This window comes from Pseudomonas sp. LB3P58, assembly GCF_054897895.1.
In genome coordinates this window covers 6,593,338-6,611,351 of the sequence record NZ_JBUBVE010000001.1, presented here as the reverse complement: position 1 = coordinate 6,611,351, position 18,014 = coordinate 6,593,338, and the positions used below count along the sequence as shown (strand labels likewise).

General features: G+C 59.8%; 18 protein-coding genes. 6 read left to right on the top strand and 12 right to left on the bottom strand.

Translation table 11 applies throughout. The features are described from left to right. Positions 1-66 precede the first annotated feature (66 nt). The 7 genes from hflX to ACYZTZ_RS30700 form a co-directional block, all read right to left on the bottom strand. Positions 67-1,368, bottom strand: coding sequence for a ribosome rescue GTPase HflX (gene hflX / locus ACYZTZ_RS30730; RefSeq protein WP_010464197.1), 1,302 nt, complete (start codon positions 1,366-1,368; stop codon positions 67-69). 12 nt (positions 1,369-1,380) lie between these two features. After that, the gene (gene hfq, locus ACYZTZ_RS30725; RefSeq protein ID WP_007902656.1) at positions 1,381-1,641 is read right to left on the bottom strand and encodes an RNA chaperone Hfq; all 261 of its coding nucleotides are present in this window, start codon (positions 1,639-1,641) and stop codon (positions 1,381-1,383) included. A gap of 94 nt (positions 1,642-1,735) precedes the next feature. Beyond that, a complete protein-coding gene (gene miaA, locus ACYZTZ_RS30720) occupies positions 1,736-2,707 on the bottom strand; it encodes a tRNA (adenosine(37)-N6)-dimethylallyltransferase MiaA (protein WP_056746357.1) in 972 nt (323 codons plus the stop codon). Then, positions 2,707-4,617, bottom strand: coding sequence for a DNA mismatch repair endonuclease MutL (gene mutL, locus ACYZTZ_RS30715; RefSeq protein WP_056746359.1), 1,911 nt, complete (start codon positions 4,615-4,617; stop codon positions 2,707-2,709). The genes miaA and mutL overlap by 1 nt, the downstream gene beginning before the upstream one ends. Next, positions 4,614-6,041: an N-acetylmuramoyl-L-alanine amidase gene (locus ACYZTZ_RS30710; RefSeq protein ID WP_462000603.1), complete on the bottom strand. Its 1,428-nt coding sequence runs from the start codon at positions 6,039-6,041 to the stop codon at positions 4,614-4,616. The genes mutL and ACYZTZ_RS30710 overlap by 4 nt, the downstream gene beginning before the upstream one ends. Continuing rightward, positions 6,042-6,512, bottom strand: a complete 471-nt coding sequence (gene tsaE / locus ACYZTZ_RS30705; protein ID WP_462000602.1) for a tRNA (adenosine(37)-N6)-threonylcarbamoyltransferase complex ATPase subunit type 1 TsaE — start codon at positions 6,510-6,512, stop codon at positions 6,042-6,044. Continuing rightward, on the bottom strand, positions 6,500-7,999 hold the full coding sequence (locus ACYZTZ_RS30700) for an NAD(P)H-hydrate dehydratase (RefSeq protein WP_462000601.1): 1,500 nt from the start codon (positions 7,997-7,999) through the stop codon (positions 6,500-6,502). Before ACYZTZ_RS30700 ends, tsaE begins: the two co-directional genes overlap by 13 nt. A 63-nt stretch (positions 8,000-8,062) precedes the next feature. Between ACYZTZ_RS30700 and queG the strand changes: the two genes are divergently transcribed. Further along, a complete protein-coding gene (queG, locus tag ACYZTZ_RS30695) occupies positions 8,063-9,127 on the top strand; it encodes a tRNA epoxyqueuosine(34) reductase QueG (protein WP_461961574.1) in 1,065 nt (354 codons plus the stop codon). A 107-nt stretch (positions 9,128-9,234) separates the two neighbouring features. Here queG and ACYZTZ_RS30690 read toward each other — a convergent pair whose 3' ends face one another. Beyond that, entirely contained in the window at positions 9,235-9,846 is a 612-nt protein-coding gene (locus ACYZTZ_RS30690; protein WP_008153267.1) for a trimeric intracellular cation channel family protein, read from the bottom strand. A 92-nt stretch (positions 9,847-9,938) separates the two neighbouring features. After that, positions 9,939-10,481: an oligoribonuclease gene (gene orn, locus ACYZTZ_RS30685; RefSeq protein ID WP_056746367.1), complete on the bottom strand. Its 543-nt coding sequence runs from the start codon at positions 10,479-10,481 to the stop codon at positions 9,939-9,941. Between the two features lie 107 nt (positions 10,482-10,588). Between orn and rsgA the strand changes: the two genes are divergently transcribed. The 4 genes from rsgA to ACYZTZ_RS30665 all read left to right on the top strand — a co-directional run bounded on the left by rsgA (position 10,589) and on the right by ACYZTZ_RS30665 (position 13,688). Next, positions 10,589-11,620, top strand: a complete 1,032-nt coding sequence (rsgA, locus tag ACYZTZ_RS30680; RefSeq protein ID WP_008153263.1) for a small ribosomal subunit biogenesis GTPase RsgA — start codon at positions 10,589-10,591, stop codon at positions 11,618-11,620. Positions 11,621-11,832: 212 nt separating this feature from the next. Continuing rightward, positions 11,833-12,240 (top strand): TIR domain-containing protein, encoded by a 408-nt coding sequence (locus ACYZTZ_RS30675; RefSeq protein WP_123369060.1) that lies wholly within the window; start codon positions 11,833-11,835, stop codon positions 12,238-12,240. A 3-nt stretch (positions 12,241-12,243) separates the two neighbouring features. Then, positions 12,244-13,203 (top strand): caspase family protein, encoded by a 960-nt coding sequence (locus ACYZTZ_RS30670; RefSeq protein WP_462000600.1) that lies wholly within the window; start codon positions 12,244-12,246, stop codon positions 13,201-13,203. Further along, positions 13,203-13,688 (top strand): toll/interleukin-1 receptor domain-containing protein, encoded by a 486-nt coding sequence (locus ACYZTZ_RS30665; RefSeq protein ID WP_462000599.1) that lies wholly within the window; start codon positions 13,203-13,205, stop codon positions 13,686-13,688. Before ACYZTZ_RS30670 ends, ACYZTZ_RS30665 begins: the two co-directional genes overlap by 1 nt. Positions 13,689-13,729: 41 nt before the next feature. Here the strand turns inward: ACYZTZ_RS30665 and ACYZTZ_RS30660 are convergent, their stop codons facing one another. From ACYZTZ_RS30660 to motA, 3 genes are all read right to left on the bottom strand, one after another. Then, positions 13,730-13,999 (bottom strand): hypothetical protein, encoded by a 270-nt coding sequence (locus tag ACYZTZ_RS30660; protein ID WP_462000598.1) that lies wholly within the window; start codon positions 13,997-13,999, stop codon positions 13,730-13,732. Positions 14,000-14,408: 409 nt separating this feature from the next. Beyond that, positions 14,409-15,443: a flagellar motor protein MotB gene (motB, locus tag ACYZTZ_RS30655; RefSeq protein WP_462000597.1), complete on the bottom strand. Its 1,035-nt coding sequence runs from the start codon at positions 15,441-15,443 to the stop codon at positions 14,409-14,411. Positions 15,444-15,446: 3 nt separating this feature from the next. Beyond that, positions 15,447-16,298: a flagellar motor stator protein MotA gene (gene motA, locus ACYZTZ_RS30650; protein WP_123369056.1), complete on the bottom strand. Its 852-nt coding sequence runs from the start codon at positions 16,296-16,298 to the stop codon at positions 15,447-15,449. 166 nt (positions 16,299-16,464) lie between these two features. Here motA and ACYZTZ_RS30645 point away from each other — a divergent pair, with 166 nt between their 5' ends. Further along, positions 16,465-18,003: an HDOD domain-containing protein gene (locus ACYZTZ_RS30645; protein ID WP_462000596.1), complete on the top strand. Its 1,539-nt coding sequence runs from the start codon at positions 16,465-16,467 to the stop codon at positions 18,001-18,003. The last annotated feature ends 11 nt before the right edge of the window (positions 18,004-18,014 follow it).

Here is an 18,014-nt window from a genome sequence, read left to right as displayed (position 1 = left end):
ACCCACGGCGCGCCGACCAATGCTACAGAATGCCTGTCACCGCGGCACAACCGCTTTACCAGGCTTTTATTGCAAAGTGTGTTGCTCGATGAATTCCATCGGCTGCAGACCTTCGCGGCTCACCAGTCGATTCAACTCGACCCGCGGCAAGCGAACGGCCAGCAGGCTGATGCCTTCTTCGTCGTGTTCTTCTTTCTGCACCGCACCGAGTTCGAAAAACTGCGCACGCAGTCGAGCAAAACGTTGCGGCAAGCGCAAGGTGCCAACAAACAAATCACCGCCCAGCAACTCGGCAATGGCTTGCTCAAGCAATTCCAGACCACTGCCATCACGCGCCGACAGCCAGACCCGTTGGGGCTTGCCGTTTTCGTCGCGCTGGATTTGTGGCTCAACGCCTTCAAGTAAATCGAGTTTGTTATAGACCTCGAGGATCGGCAAGTCCTGGGCACCGATCTCGCCCAGCACCACCATCACCTGCTCGATCTGCAACATGCGATCCGGTTCGGCCGCATCGATCACGTGCAACAGCAGGTCCGAGTTGCTCGACTCTTCGAGCGTAGACCGAAACGCCTCGACCAGTTTGTGGGGCAAGTGGCGTATGAAACCCACCGTGTCGGCCAGGACAATCGGCCCCAGATCGTCGAGTTCCAGACGGCGCAAGGTCGGGTCCAGCGTGGCAAACAACTGGTCAGCCGCGTACACGTCGGATTTCGTCACGTTATTGAAGAGCGTGGATTTGCCGGCGTTGGTATACCCCACCAGGGACACGGTAGGAATATCCGCACGTGAACGGCCGCGTCGCGACTGTTCGCGCTGACTGCGCACTTTTTCCAGTCGGCCCTTGATCTGTCGCAGGCGAACCCGCAGCAAACGGCGGTCGGTTTCCAGCTGGGTTTCACCCGGGCCACGCATACCGATACCGCCACCCTGACGCTCAAGGTGAGTCCAGCCACGAACCAGCCGGGTGCTCATGTGGTCAAGCTGGGCCAGTTCTACCTGGAGCTTGCCCTCATGGGTACGGGCGCGTTGGGCGAAAATATCGAGAATCAGACCGGTACGGTCGATCACGCGACACTCGAAAACACGTTCGAGGTTACGTTCCTGACTGGGCGTGAGGATGTGATTGAAGATGACCAGATCTGCCTTTTCGGCATGGACCAGATCGCGCAGCTCCTCGACCTTGCCGCTGCCAATCAGGAATTTGGCGGTTGGCCGATGACGCGGCACGTTAAAAAACGCAACGGTCTCGGCGCCGGCCGAATTAGCCAATTCCTGAAACTCCTGCGGATCTTCGCGCGCCTCAGGGTCCTGTCCATCCAAGTGAACGAGGATTACTCGCTCACCACCACCGTGGCGCTCAAAGAACAAAGGAGACTCCTATCAGGCGTTACCTGGCTCAGCGTCACCTGCTTCGGATTCGGTTGCGCTAGGCAGACGAATTGGACGAACCGGCACCACTGTAGAGATAGCGTGTTTGTAAACCATCTGGCTGACGGTGTTTTTCAGCAGGATAACGAACTGGTCGAAAGACTCGATCGTGCCTTGCAGCTTGATCCCGTTGACCAGGTAGATGGAAACCCCCACTTTCTCTTTACGTAAAGTATTCAAGTAAGGGTCTTGTAGCGAATGCCCTTTTGACATGTGCCGCACTCCTTTAAGGATTCAATATAAAAAATAGGTAAACAAATGGCTTGTGGCCGTCACACCCCCAAGGATAGACGGCAAATGCAAGGACTCAGCTCAATATGGAGATGGTCCCAAGGTATTTCAAGGCGCGCGGCAGATTGTCGCAATCGAGGCTGTCCAACCAGTGTAAATCAGCCCAACTGCGCAGCCAGGTGAACTGGCGCTTCGCCAATTGGCGCGTGGCAATGATTCCACGCTCCTGCATCTCGGCTTGCGTCAGCTTGCCATCCAGGTAGTCCCAGACTTGTCGGTAGCCTACTGCACGTATAGACGGCAACCCGGCATGCAGGTCACTTCGCTTACGCAGGGCTACGACCTCGTCAATGAATCCCTGTTCCAACATATTCGTGAATCTTTGTTTAATTCGCTCGTGCAATACCTGGCGATTTGCCGGAGCAATGGCCAAGTTCGCGACAGTATAGGGCAATTGTTGCAGTCCCGAGGCGGCTGCTTCAGTACTTTGCGCAGATTGTCGCAACCTGAGTGCAGTCATGCTCTGACCACTGACGCGATAAACTTCCAGCGCTCGACTGAGTCGCTGCGGATCGTTCGGATGTATACGCGCCGCAGATTCCGGATCGATGACGGCCAATTGTTCGTGCAAGGCTTGCCAGCCAAGGCGTGCAGCTTCTTCTTCGATCTGTGCGCGAACGTCCGGATCGGCCGCCGGCATGTCTGCCAGACCTTCAACCAAAGCCTTGTAATAGAGCATTGTGCCGCCCACCAGCAGCGGAATTTTGCCCCGCGCGGTGATCTCGGCCATGGCTTCGAGGGCATCACGACGGAAATCGGCGGCCGAATAGCTCTCTGCCGGGTCGAGAATGTCGATCAATCGGTGTGGAAATTCAGCCAAAAGCTCTTTGGAGGGCTTGGCGGTGCCGATGTCCATGCCACGGTAGACGAGCGCCGAATCGACGCTGATCAACTCGCAAGGCAAGACTTTGGTGAGTTCGATGGCCAGGTCGGTCTTGCCGGCGGCGGTCGGCCCCATCAGGAAAATCGCAGGAGGGAGCTGGTTCATCAACGACCGCGCAAGAACAGTTTGTCCAGATCGTCCAGGCCCAATTGGGTCCAGGTCGGTCGGCCATGGTTGCATTGACCGCTGCGTTCGGTATTTTCCATGTCGCGCAGCAGACCGTTCATTTCCGGCAGGGCCAGGCGCCGATTCGCACGAATCGCGCCATGGCAGGCCATGGTGCCGAGCAATTCGTTCAAGTGCGCCTGAATCCGGTCACTGGTGCCGTACTCCATCAGATCCGCCAGAACGTCACTGACCAATCGATTGGCTTCAGCTTGCTTGAGCAAGGCCGGAATCTGCCGGATGGCCAGGGATTCCGGGCCCAGACGCTGCAATTCAAAGCCCAGGCGCTGGAACCACGCGACGTGCTCTTCAGCGCAATCGGCCTCACGCTGACTAACCGCCAGGGACTCCGGCACCAGCAGCGGCTGACCGCTCAGGCCTTCGCTGGCCATGGCGATTTTCAGGCGTTCGTACATGATCCGCTCGTGAGCGGCATGCATGTCCACCAGCACCAGCCCCTGGGCGTTTTCCGAAAGAATGTAGATGCCTTTGAGCTGCGCCAGTGCATAACCCAGCGGCGGAATGTCGTCCTGCCCGGCCGGCAGCGCGACCGCGTTCGCTTCTGGCAGCGGCGCAAAAAACTCACGGTAGGCGGCCTGAGCTTCAGCCACAGGCACACCCGATTGAGGCCGCGGCGAGTACTGATATTGATAACCGGCACCAGCGCCCGAGCCTGCCGGCGTATTGAACGACGGCTGAGCCTGAGGCTGCTCCAGCAAGGCATTGGCCGCCAGACGCATTTCGCCCTGTGGACCGAACTCGCCAGCATCAATGCCGGTCGGTCGAACGATGGCCGTCGCGACCGGCGCGGCCAGATGGTCTTCCGGCCGCACATCGCCCAAGGCGCGGTGCAGGGTGCCGTAGAGGAAATCGTGAACCATGCGCCCGTCACGGAAGCGCACTTCGTGCTTGGTCGGGTGCACGTTGACGTCCACGCCTGCCGGATCGACTTCGAAAAACAGCACGAATGTCGGGTGCCGACCATTGAACAGCACGTCGCGATAGGCCTGGCGCACCGCGTGGGCCACCAGTTTGTCGCGTACGGCACGGCCGTTCACAAAGAAATACTGCAAGTCTGCCTGGCTGCGGTTGAACGTCGGCAAACCGACCCAACCCCACAAATGCAGGCCATTGCGCTCGATCTCGATCGGCAGCGCCTGCTCGAGGAAACCCGAACCGCAAATCGCCGCCACACGCCGGGCACGGGCCGCGTCGTCATGGGCTTCGTGCAGGCTGAGGATGGTCTTGCCGTTGTGGCGCAGATGGAACGCCACGTCGAAGCGCGCCAACGCCAGACGCTTGATCACTTCTTGCAGGTGATCGAATTCGGTTTTTTCGGTTTTGAGGAATTTGCGTCGCGCCGGGGTGTTGAAGAACAGGTCGCGCACTTCCACCGATGTGCCCACCGGATGGGCCGCCGGCTGCACGCGAGGCGCCATGTCCCGGCCTTCGGTCTCCACCTGCCAGGCCTGATCGGCATCTTTAGTGCGAGAGGTGAGGGTCAGACGCGCCACCGAGCTGATCGAGGCAAGTGCTTCACCACGAAACCCGAGGCTCATGACCTGCTCGAGGTCCTCCAGATTGCGGATTTTGCTGGTGGCGTGTCGCGCCAGGGCCAGCGGCAGGTCATCGGCCGAAATGCCGCTGCCATCGTCGCGCACCCGCAGCAGCTTGACGCCGCCCTGCTCCACATCGACATCGATACGCCTGGCGCCGGAGTCGAGGCTGTTTTCCAGCAGCTCCTTGATCACCGAGGCCGGGCGTTCAACCACCTCACCGGCGGCAATCTGGTTCGCCAGTCGCGGGCTGAGCAGCTCGATGCGAGCCGTGTTGGTCAGCACCTGGTTCATTCTTTGGCCGCCAGTTCAGTGCCGGGGATGGTCAAGTGCTGACCGATCTTGAGCTCATCACTCGACAGGTTGTTGGCGCTGCGCAGCGTGGCCGGAGACACCTGATATCGCACGGCAATCATCGCCAGCGTCTCGCCGGGGCTCACTCGATGGTCACGCGGGCCTTGGGCGATCCCGCCGGAGTCGCGCAGCCAGGCGATGTAAGTGCCCGGTGGCGGATTCTGCTGGAAGAACTGGCGCACGCCGCTGCTGATCGAACGCGCCAGCGCTTGCTGGTGGTTCGCTGCGGCAAGCTTGGACGCTTCGTTGGCGTTGGAGATGAACCCGGTTTCCACCAGGATCGATGGAATGTCCGGCGACTTCAGCACCATGAACCCGGCCTGTTCCACGCGCTGTTTGTGCAGTGGCGTGACGCGACCGATGTTGCTCAAGACTTTCTGACCGACGTTCAGGCTGGAGGTCAGGGAAGCCGTCATCGACAGGTCGAGCAGCACGCCTGCCAGCATGCGGTCCTTGTCGTCGAGGCTGACGTTGCCGGCACCGCCGATCAAGTCGGAACGGTTTTCGCTGTCGGCCAGCCAACGGGCCGTTTCCGAGGTCGCACCGCGATCAGACAGGGCGAACACCGAGGCACCGAAGGCTGCGGCCGAAGGCGCGGCGTCGGCGTGAATCGAAACGAACAGGTCGGCGCCCTTCTTGCGGGCGATTTCAGTACGGCCACGCAACGGGATGAAGTAGTCGCCGGTGCGGGTCAGTTCGGCGCGGAAGCCTTTCATGCCGTTGACCTGACGCTGCAGTTCGCGGGCGATGGCCAGCACCACGTCTTTTTCACGCTGACCGCTAGAGCCGGAGGCACCCGGGTCTTCGCCGCCGTGACCGGCATCGATGACCACAATGATGTCGCGCTTGCCGGCCGGGGCTGGCGGCAGCTTCACCGCAGGCTCCACCGGCGTGACCGGTACCGGGGCGACCGTCGCGACGTTGGTCGGCGCCGGAATTGGCGCGGCGTCGGCGGCGTTGTCGAACAAGTCGACCACCAGGCGATTGCCGTACTGGGCGTTTGGCGCCAGGGTAAAACTTTTCGGCGTCACGGCTTTTTTCAGGTCGATGACCACTCGCAGGTCGGTCGGCGTACGTTGAGCCGAGCGCATGGCGGTGATCGGAGTGTTCGAGCTGTTGACGTTCAGCGGCGCCCCCAGAGTCGCGCCATTGATGTCGATGACCAGCCGATCCGGGGCGGTCAAGGTAAAGACACTGTGCTGGACAGGACCACTCAGGTCGAACACCAGTCGTGTGTTGTCCGGAGCCCGCCACAGGCGAACGCTGTTGACCTTCGTCTCGGCCACAGCGTCGACGGTCACCGCCAAAAACAACAATCCTACGGCAGCTACCATCGCGCGAAAGCGCATACCTAACCCCATCATTTAATTGGTTTCCAATGCCAAAGCGGCACACCACGACTCGCCACGCGAGCCCTGGGACAAAATTTTCAGCGAACGCCCGCCATCTTGCGGGCTAATGGTAATGGTCAGGTCGGGCTTTGGCAAAAAGCCTGCACCCTTTTCGGGCCACTCGATCAGGCACAACGCATCGTCTTCGAAGTAGTCGCGGATGCCGAGGTACTCCAGCTCTTCAGGATCGACCAGGCGATAGAGGTCGAAATGGAAGGCCCGGATGTCGCCAATCTCGTAGGGTTCGACCAAGGTAAACGTAGGGCTTTTTACCGACCCTTGATGCCCCAGCCCCCTGATGATGCCCCGGGACAGCGTGGTTTTCCCCGCGCCCAGATCTCCCTCGAGAAAAACCAGACCGTGCCCTTCGGTGGTTTGTGCGATGCGTGCGCCAAACGCGGTCATCGCCTCTTCATCAGCCAGGTACAGGGTTACTTCAGACACGGTGCTTGCTCCTCCAACAACTGACGAATGGCTGGAATCAGATCACTGGCCGCCAGCCCACGGCCCGATTTACCTTCTTGCGCGCCAGCATTGGCGTGCAGCCAGACGGCCAGGCAAGCGGCGTCGAACGCCTCCATGCCTTGCGCCAGCAACGCGCCGACCAGACCGGCCAGCACATCACCCAAACCGGCGGTGGCCATGGCCGGGTGCCCCTGATGACACAATGCCAGGCGCCCATCGGGACTGGCGATCAGGCTGCCGGCGCCTTTCAGCACCACGACAGCTGTGTATTTTTTGCTCAATGCGTGAGCCGCCGCAGGACGATCGGCCTGCACTTCGGCAGTGCTGATCCCCAACAAGCGCGCCGCTTCGCCCGGATGCGGAGTGATCACACAATCCTTGGGCAAACTCACGTGCTCTGTGGCCAGCAGATTCAATGCGTCGGCGTCCCAGACTTGCGGCAGCGGCGCATTGGCAGCCGCCGACAAAAGGCTGCGCCCCCAGGAAGCCTGACCTAAGCCTGGGCCGACAACCAGCACGGAAACCTTTTGCAGCAGTTCCATCAGCTGATTGGCCGACGAAGTGCCCAGCACCATGGCTTCGGGGATTCTCGCCAGCGCGGCCGGAACATGCTCACTGCGCGTCGCCACCGACACCATGCCCGCACCACTACGCAGCGCACTTTGCGCGCTCAGCAGGATGGCGCCGCCAAAGCCGCGATCACCGCCGATCAGCAATACATGGCCGAATTTGCCTTTATGGGAGGTTGGAGCCCGGCCCGCCAGACGCGGCAAGGAACTGGCCGTCAGGCGACGTGCACTGATGGCGACTCCGTTAAACGACTCGGCGGAGGCCTGCAGATCGTTGAACACCCACTCGCCGACCACGTCTGCAGCATCGCCGGTGAACAGGCCCAGTTTCAGGCCGATGAACGTCACGGTCAGGTCAGCCCGCACCGCAGCGCCGAGTATTCGGCCGGTATCAGCACACAACCCCGAAGGGATATCCACTGCCGCAACCGGCAGCCCGCTGCCATTGATCGCTGCGATGACGCCCGCGTAGGGTTCTCGCACCTCTCCCGTCAGACCGGTACCGAGCAAGGCATCCAGCACGATACCGCGCAACTCGGACTGTGCGCTCCAGGCTTGAACCGCGACACCTTCGGACACGGCCTCGGCATGGGCTAATGCCGCATCACCCTGCAAACGCTTGGGATCACCGGCCGCCAGCACCCGCACATGCCAGCCCGCACGTCGGGCCAGCACGGCCACCAGATAACCGTCGCCGGCGTTATTGCCGTGGCCGGCCACAACACTCAATTCGTTCGCCGTCGGCCAATGACGGACCAGCGCACGCCAGGTCGCCCGCGCCGCGCGCTGCATCAATTCGAAGCCCGGTGTGCCGGCCGCGATCAGGCTCGCATCGAGTGCTCGCACTTGCGCGGCGCTATACAGCGCGTCGGGTAAATCAACTTTAGTGTGCGGCATGCGTCTTCGGGCTCCGATGTCTGGCAGAATTATACGCACCTCAGCTCCGGTTTCTCTCGCCTCATGCCCGCAATTACCACAGACCTGCCCGCCCTCGCCCAATCCATCAAGGACTGGGGCCGCGAGCTGGGCTTTCAGCAAGTCGGCATCAGCGGCCTCGACCTGGCCGAGCATGAGCAGCACCTGGAGCGCTGGCTCGCGGCCGGCTACCACGGCGAAATGGACTACATGGGCGCCCACGGCAGCAAACGCTCACACCCGGAAGAGCTGGTGCCCGGCACACTTCGGGTGGTTTCCCTACGCATGGACTACCTGCCGGGCGACACTGAAATGGCCAAGCGCCTGGCACAACCGGAAAAAGCCTACGTCTCGCGTTATGCCTTGGGCCGTGATTACCACAAATTAATCCGTAAACGCGTGCAACAACTGGCCGATAAAATTCAGGCCGAGATCGGCCCGTTTGGTTTCCGCGCTTTCGTCGACAGCGCGCCGGTGCTGGAAAAAGCCATCGCGGAACAGGCCGGTCTTGGCTGGATCGGTAAAAATACCCTGGTCTTGAATCGCAAGGCCGGCAGTTACTTCTTCCTCAGCGAACTGTTCGTCGACCTGCCGCTGCCCGTCGATCCGCCACACAGCACCGAACATTGCGGCCGTTGCACCGCATGCCTCGACATCTGCCCGACCAACGCCTTCGTCGGCCCTTATGTACTCGACGCCCGACGCTGCATTTCCTACCTGACCATCGAACTGAAAAGCGCGATCCCGGAAGATTTGCGGCCACTGATCGGCAATCGGGTATTTGGCTGTGATGACTGCCAGATCGTTTGCCCGTGGAACCGCTTCGCCCGTCCGTCCGGCGAAAGCGACTTCAAGCCACGGCACAACCTGGACAACGCGGAGTTGGCAGAGCTGTTCATGTGGGATGAGGAGAAGTTTCTTAGTAGTACCGAAGGTTCGCCGTTACGCCGGGCGGGTTATGAGCGTTGGTTGCGAAACCTGGCGGTAGGCCTGGGGAACGCGCCGTCTAGCATTCCGGTGCTGGAAGCGTTGAAGGCCCGCAGGGATTACCCGTCGGAGTTGGTGCGAGAGCATGTGGAGTGGGCGTTGAAACAACACGGACTCCTGTAGCAGCTGCCGAAGGCTGCGTTCGAGGCCGAAGGACTCGCTTTGCAAGATTACGACTGCTTCGCAGCCGGACGCAGCCTTCGGCAGCTGCTACCAGAGGCCGCGCGATGTCAGGCTTCGTCGTTATAAACGAACTTCGGCATTTCCCAATGAAACCGGATCGCCAGCAAACGCAGCAGGAAGCCGCCAAACAGCGTGATCAAAATCGCCTGTTCACCCGGTAATTGCAGGTAAATGCAGAGCATGTAGCACCACGCCGCAGCGAACGAGACGCTGGCGTAGAGTTCGCGGCGGAAAATCAGCGGGATGTCGTTGCAGAAGATATCGCGCAGGATGCCGCCGAAAACCCCGGTGATCACGCCACTGACCGAAGCCACCAGCATGCCGTGGCCCATTTCCAGCGCGGTCATGCAGCCGATGAGGGTGAACGCCACCAGGCCCACGGCGTCGAGCACCAGAAACAGCGAGCGCAGGTGCCGCATCCAGCGTGCAGCGAAGACCGTGAACATCGCCGCCACCGAGGTCAGCACCAGGTATTCCGGGTGTTTGACCCACGTCAGCGGGTAGTGGCCGAGCAGCACGTCACGCACCGAACCCCCACCCAAAGCCGTGACGCAGGCAATCAGCACCACACCAAACCAGTCCATCCCGCGACGACCGGCAGACAGGGCACCGGTCATGGCTTCGGCGGTAATGGCGATCAGGTAAAGCATCAGCAACATGGCGGCGGTCCTTGCAGGAAGGCGCGCAGTCTAGCCATTTAGGGACGGCACCAAAAGAGGGCATTGCACATTCCGTGCAGCCCTCAATTCCATCAGAACTTGATGAAATGCTTGCGGTAATGCTGCAGCTCGGCGATCGATTCGCGGATGTCGTCCAGGGCCAGGTGAGTGCTGCCCTTTTTGAAGCTGTCGCGCACGTCCGGTGCCCAGCGTGCGGCCAACTCTTTAAGGGTCGAGACGTCGAGGTTGCGGTAGTGGAAGAAGCTTTCCAGCGATTTCATGTGGGTATAAAGGAAGCGACGATCCTGGCAGATGCTGTTGCCGCAGATCGGCGACTTGCCCTTCGGCACCCATTGTTCCAGGAAGGCGATGGTCTCGGCTTCGGCTTCGGCCATGCTGATACGGCTGTCGCGAACGCGTTGGGTCAGCCCGGAGCCGCCGTGTTGACGGGTGTTCCACTCGTCCATGCCAGCGAGAATTTCGTCGCTGTGATGGATGGCGATCACCGGACCTTCGGCCAAGGTGTTCAGGTCACTGTCGGTGACGATGGTGGCCATTTCGATGATGACGTCGGTATCAGGGTTCAGACCGGTCATTTCCAGGTCGATCCAGATCAGATTCTGCGGGTTTTGCATGTGTCGGCTCCTAGGCAATGCTGCGCAGTTTAGCCTAGGCAACCGGCGGGGCGTGCTAAACTCGCGGCCGTTTTACCTAATCGCTGCATTCTTGATACGGAACACCCATGGCCAAACGCCAACTCAATCGTCGTCAAAACTGGCGCATCGAAAAGATTCAGGGCGAACGCGCTGCCCGCGCCGCCAAACGCGAGTCCTCGGCTGTCGAGGCACTTGAGGGTGGCGATCTGGGTCCGGAACAGACGGGCCTGGTGATCGCGCACTTCGGTGTGCAGGTCGAAGTCGAAGCCCTCGATGGCGATTTGGCCGGCCAGGTGTTCCGCTGTCACTTGCGCGCCAACCTGCCGGCGCTGGTGACCGGCGATCAGGTGGTCTGGCGTGCCGGCAACCAGGGCATCGGTGTAATCGTGGCGCAACTGCCGCGTAAAACCGAACTCTGCCGTCCGGACAGCCGTGGTCAGCTCAAACCTGTAGCCGCCAACGTCGACATGATCGTCATCGTCTTCGCGCCACTGCCCGAGCCCCATGCCAACTTGATCGACCGCTATCTGGTCGCTGCTGAGCACGCAGGGATTCGTCCGCTGCTGTTGCTCAACAAGTTCGACCTGATCGACGAGCAGAACGCCCCGGCGTTGAATGCCTTGCTGGCGGTTTACCGCACGCTGGGTTACCCGGTGCTGGAAGTCTCGGCGCACCACGGCAATGGTATGGAGCAACTGCAAGAACAGCTGGACGGACGCATCAGCGTATTCGTCGGCCAGTCCGGCGTCGGCAAATCTTCGTTGGTCAACAGCCTGCTGCCGGAAGTCGAAGCCCGTGTCGGCCCGCTGTCCGAGTTGTCCGGCCAGGGCACTCACACCACCACTACCGCGCGGTTGTTCCACTTCCCCGGTGGCGGTGAGTTGATCGACTCCCCGGGTATCCGCGAATTCGGCCTGGGCCACGTCAGCCGTGCCGACGTCGAAGCCGGTTTCATCGAGTTCAACGACCTGATCGGCACCTGCCGCTTTCGCGACTGCAAGCACGACCGCGAGCCGGGTTGCGCCTTGCTCAAGGCTCTTGAAGAAGGCCGCGTGCAGCAGCAACGGATGAACAGCTACCGCTCGATCATCGCCAGCCTGCCCGAAACCAGCTACTAAACAGACGCGCCCGCTGCCTCGACACTGACGGGGCGGCGCGCCGCTTGTAGCATCCTACAAATATCCTCACCCTTTAAACGTCAGAGACTTCTGTAAGGCTCTTGCGCGCCTGTTTGTAGGGGAATTCTCTTTATCAATGCAGGTCTTGTTGCGACCACTCAAGTGCATACATTCGAGCCCTCTTCGCATTTTGGCGATACCGAGGGATACCCATGCAAACCTATCATTTGTTCATCAGCCATTCGTGGAATTACCCCCACGCCCACGACAACCTCGTGCGGCTGCTCAACGCTAAACCCGGCTTCACCTTCAAAAATTTTTCGGTGCCGCCGGACAACCCGATCATCGGCGCGAAAACCGACAAACAGCTGGAAGAAGCCATCGAAAACAAAATCCGCCCCTGCTCGGCAGTGCTGATCATGGCGGGGATGTATTCGACCTACAGCAAGTGGATCAACAAGGAAATCGAGATCGCCAGGCGAATGGGCAAGGTGATCATTGCGGTGAAGCCGTTTGGTGCGGAGCGGATTTCTACCGTGGTGCGCCGGGCAGCACACGCGGAGTGTGCGTGGAACACCAACAGCATCATCAGTGCCATTCGCACTCACGCGGCGGGCTGAACCATGCGCAAAGGATTGTTCATCGGCATTAATAACTACAGCCATGTTTCGCAATTGAGTGGTTGCAACAACGACGCGATGGCCATGGCTTCGGTGCTGAAAACCGACGCCAATGGCGATCCGAATTTCAAGAACCTGGTCCTGACCTCCGCCGAAGATTATCTGAGCCGTGAAAAGCTCGAAGGGCATATCCAGGAATTGTTTTCAGGCGATTGCAGCGTTGCACTGCTGTACTTCGCCGGTCACGGCAACTTCGACGTCGATACGGACGAAGGCATGCTGATCCCCCAGGACTACAAATCCGCCAAGGATGGAATTCGCATCAGCGACATCCTGAACTGGGCGACCAAAGCCGTAAAAATCAAAAACAAAGTAATTATTCTCGACTGCTGCCAGGCGGGCTCGGCGGGCGAAGTGCGGGCGCTACGCAGCGAAAGCAGCATGGTGTGCGAAGGCATGACCATCCTCACCGCTTGCAAAAAGGAAGAGCCGGCGATGGAAGGCGCCAACCATGGCGTCTTCACTGGGCTGTTGCTGCAAGCACTGCACGGCGGCGCCGCGAACATATTGGGAAAGATTACCCCCGGCAGCCTCTATTCATTTGTCGACAACGCTCTCGACGCATGGGAACAGCGCCCGGTGTTCAAGACCAATGTGTCGCAGTTCATTTCATTGCGAGAAGTCTCGCCGCTGATCCCCAAAGAGATTCTGCGCAAACTGCCCGACTGGTTCAAAGAGGCGGAATCAATATTCGCCCTCGATCCAAGCTACGAACCTACCGAAGCCACGTTCAACCCAGAGCACGGCGAAGTCTTCTCCCAACTGCAAAAGTGCAACCGCCACAGCCTGATCGAACCGGTAGACGCCGAACACATGTACTACGCCGCCATCTACTCCACCGGCTGCCGCCTGACCGCCCTCGGCGCCTATTACCGCGAACTCGCGATCAAAGGACATTTCTGATGCCCGTATTCATCAGCTACCGCCATAGCGATCGGCCCCACGCCATCGCCATTAACACCCGTCTTATTCAAGCCAACATCAAGACCTATTTCGACGTGCTGGATCCGGAATCACAAACCACTGACGACATCACCGGGGTCATCACCCGCAACATCACCGCATGCACGCACTTGCTCGCCGTGATTTCGGAGAACACCGCACAGTCCTGGTGGGTGCCGTTCGAGATCGGCGAAGCGACCATCAGCAATCGCCGCATCTGCTCGTACCAGGTTGGCCCCAGCGCTTTACCGTTGTACCTCGACAAATGGCCGAAACTGAGCGGCGATACGGACATCAATTTTTTCATTGATGCTTATCGTGAGGAGGTGATAACCAAACGCTCGATAGGACTGGAATCGATCAGTGAGTCGGTTCGCGGTATTTACAAAGGAAATGCAGATCTGTTCCACGACCAACTCAAGAACCGCATCCGACGCGGTTTCTGACCAGGTGCAAAAAAGCCGCGATGATCGCGGCTTTTTCATTTTCAGCGTACGGCTTTTTCCAACTTCCAGCCCAGGGCATCCAAGGCGTCACAGCCATCCTGAATCAACATGTGCGCAGCATTGGCGAAATGCTCCAGGTCGTGTCCTTCGGCGTCTTTGACGCACAGGCAGGTGACGCTGTTAAGCAGATTTCGCGCGGCGTTGAGTCGGTGGACGGCGGTTTCAAGAAGATCGGAAGCCCGGGCTTCGGTGTCGATGTACAGCGTCGGGCCGACGCTGAAATTGCCTTGGAGCGGGTGGTATTTGGGCACGGTATGAATTCCTTCTGAAAGATGAAACTCCCACCCTTTTCGCGGCTAATCGAATGGAGTGGCAGCTGTACGTGGGTTAGCCGACCGGTCAGAGGAACCCGGCACACCCGAAGGTGTCCCACGCACAGCCACCATAGACAGATATGTCAGGCAGCAAATAGCGCCGCGATTATACGGGCGCTCGTGCATTCCTCTCAAACGACCGGCTAAGGTCCGTCACCGATTCGTCGGCGACGGACAAACTATAGGCGAGCCTTAAGCGAAGAAAAACCCGGTTTATACGTCTCGGAGACTTCCTACACCTTTCTCGGACATGCCCTCATTCCTTGATTTTTACCGCAATCGGTCGGACTTAAATTCATTCTTGCAGGCACAAAAAAGCCGACATCGCTGTCGGCTTTTTTGTGGGTCACTGCTTCGGCGGTTCCGCCGGCTTCGGCGCCGGGTTATCGAACAGGTTCAACCGCTCACGAAGCTCATGCGCCGGCAACGGTTCCTTATCCGCCGGCAACGCATTCGGATCGGCTGGCGTGGCGGGCACTTCGCCCGGGCCGCCCTGCCCTTGCGTTGGTGTTTGCTCCGGCGCAGGTTCCGCACCTTGCGAACCTTCGATGGCACGTTGGGCTTTCTTGGTCAGCACCACGATGTCGATACGGCGATTGATCGGATTGAACGGGTGCTCGCGATCGAACAACGCCGACGAGGCATAACCGACGACCCGCGCCACCTGAGTATCCGGATAACTACCCGCGACCAGCGCACGACGTGCAGCGTTGGCACGGTTGGCCGAGAGCTCCCAGTTACCAAAGTCACCGGTGCCCGTGTACGGCTTGGCATCGGTGTGGCCGCTGATGCTGATCTTGTTCGGCACCGCTTTAATGGTGTCGGCCATGGCCAGCAGGATGTCTTCGAAGTACGGCTTCAGACGAGCACTGCCGGAGTCGAACATCGGCCGGTTTTCGGCGTCCACGATCTGGATGCGCAAACCGTCCGGCGTGATTTCGAAACTGATCTGGTCTTTGAATTTCTTCAGCTGCGGGTTCTCTTCAACCTTGGTCTGCAGCTCTTGCAGCAACAGCTCGAGACGTTCCTTCTCGACCTGCTCGGCCATGCCTTCAACCTGCTCGGCGTCGATGGTCACCTTGTCTGGCTGCGGCTGGGATTTCACCTCGGGGTTGAGGGTGTTCTCCGGCGCCAGGGTCGGCGTGCCGCCCAGGTCGATGATGTACGGCGTGCCGCTTTCGGAAAAGCCGACCGGGTCCTTGAAGTAACCGGCGATGGCGATCTTCTGTTCAGGCGTTGCGGTGGACAGCAGCCACAGCACCAGGAAGAACGCCATCATCGCCGTCGCGAAGTCCGCGAAGGCGATTTTCCAGGCGCCCCCGTGATGCCCGCCGGCGATGCGCTTGACGCGCTTGATGATTATCGGCTGGTTATTTTCCATGACTTAGCGACCGCGAACCGCTTGTTCCAGCTCAGCGAAGCTAGGACGGTGCGCCGGGTACAGAACCTTACGACCGAACTCTACCGCCAGCGATGGCGGCATGCCGGAAGCGGAAGCCACCAGCGAGGCCTTGATGGCTTCGTAGACGTTCAGTTCTTCCTTGGCATCGTGGGCCAGGGAATGGGCCAGCGGACCGAAGAAACCGTACGCCGCGAGAATACCGAAAAAGGTACCGACGAGTGCCGCACCGACGTGCAGGCCGATGGATTTCTGATCGCCTTCACCCAGGGAAGCCATGGTCACCACGATACCGAGTACCGCCGCGACGATACCGAAACCAGGCATGGCGTCGGCAATACCGTTCACCGCGTGGGATGGATGCTCGAGGTCTTCCTTGAGGCTGTAAAGCTCCATGTCGAACAGGCCTTCAAGCTCATGGGGAGCCATGTTGCCGGAGGACATGATGCGCAGGTAATCGCAGATGAACGCGGTCATGCGTTCGTCTTTGAGCACAGCCGGGTACTTGGCGAAAATCGGGCTCGCAGCGGCATCTTCGATATCGCCTTCGATAGCCATCATGCCTTCGCGGCGGCTCTTGTTGAGGATCTCGTAGATCAGGCCCAGCACTTCCAGATAGAACGTGTGGTTGAAACGCGAACTGAACATGCCCAAGGATTTCTTGAGCACGTGCATGGTCATGTATCCGGGGTTGGCCTGCAGAAATGCACCGAGTGCCGCACCACCAATAATCATCACCTCGAAGGGCTGAATCAGGGCGGCAATTTTGCCGTGGGAGAGCACGTATCCGCCGAGCACGCTCGCGAATACGACGATGATGCCGATTAATTTAGCCATAGGTAGGAGAGCACTTACTGAGTCGGGTTCAAGGTCATATTCGGAAGTTAAAAAATCTCTTCTTCTACTTATCGGCAAAACTGCGCCAGACTATAGCCAGTTCAGGCGAAAAGCCAATTTGGCCCGCTCCGGGCATAGGTAATGCAGACGATGATCGCGTCCAACCATGGCTAACGAAACGAACGTTCCAACTCCAAAACCAACCACTCTCGAAGGCTGGGTCAAGCTTCTCGATGGCGTGCGCCTGCCGGTTCCGCAAGCCAGTCATGACCGTGTCTGCAAGGCCATCGCCAACAGCCGCAGCTCCCTGCGCGATATCGCCGAACTGATACAGGACAGCCCCGCGCTGGCCTTGTGCGTGATTCGCGAAGCCAATCGCCACACCCATGGCAGCATGACCGAGCCTGCGGAAAACCTTGAGGTGGCGATCAATCGCCTCGGTTTGAAGCGCACCGAAGAACTGCTTGCCCGCCTGCCTGCCGAACCTCAATCCGAAATCCCGGTTGGCCTGCGTCAGCTGCAGCTGATCAGCCAGCACGCGACCCAACAGGCCAACGGTTTTTTCGCCAGTCGCCTGGCGCGGCTGTGGCAGGACATCCACTGGGGCAGCCTGCTGTTTCTCTCGCCGCTCTGGCCGATGGCGTTGACCCATCCGCAGCTGCTCGAAGAATGGGAGCTGCGGGTCATCCATAAAGGCGAGTCGGCGCGCAAAGTTGAAAAGCAATTGTTCGGCGCTCGCCTGCTGGATATCTGCCTGGCGCTCGTGGACATCTGGCGCCTGCCGATCTGGGTGCAGCAGGGTTATCGGCTGCTGCTCAACGAGCAGCGTGAGCTGGTGAAAGTGCTGCGCATCGCGCGCGACAGCGATCATCCATTGCGCCAGCAGAACCGCCTCGATGACGATCCGACCCTGCGCCGCTGGCTCAATCAGCCGGCCAACACGGTGCTGCTGGCCAACGGACTGGCGCTGTCGGCACAACAGGCCTGGGACAGTCCGCACAGTGAGCGCTGGCAGTACCTGACCAGCCTTTACCTGCAAATGCCGATGGACGACGTGCAGCAGCAGTTGCACCAACAGGCCGCCAACAGCGCCCGCCATCATGCGATGCCAGACCTTTGGCACCCGGCCGTGTCGCTGATCTGGCCGTGGGGCATGAACCGCGTTCACGCAGGCTTGCTGCCGGCCCCGGCACCGACTGCCGAAGACCTGGCGAAATGGCGCAAACAGTGTGCCGAGTTGCTGGTCGAGCCGAGTCGCTTCACCAATGCCATGCACTTGACCACGTCTGCCCGGGACGCTTTGGTTGCGTGCGGCATGCGTCGGGTGATGATCCTGATGGCCGACCGCACCCATGACAATCTGCGAGTGCACCAGACGGCCGGGCTGCCAAAAGAAGTGGCCGGTCTGAACTTCGCCGTCAGCCAGAGCACCGTGCTGCAACGTCTGCTCTCGCAACAAGCCCAAGTGCGCCTGACACCCGCCAACAACGCACAATTCTCAGCCCTGTTACCGGCCAGCCTGCGCTCACAGTTCGGCGGCGAACACTTGCTGCTGCGCTCACTGGTCAATAATGGTCGGGTGATCATGATTGTGGTGGCGGATCAGGGCGGCGGGCCGTTCTCGGAAATCACCGTGCAAGCCTTCGGCAAAACCGGACAGTGCATCGAAAAGGCACTGCACAGCTTTAGTCACCGCGGCCAATGACGCTGCTATAC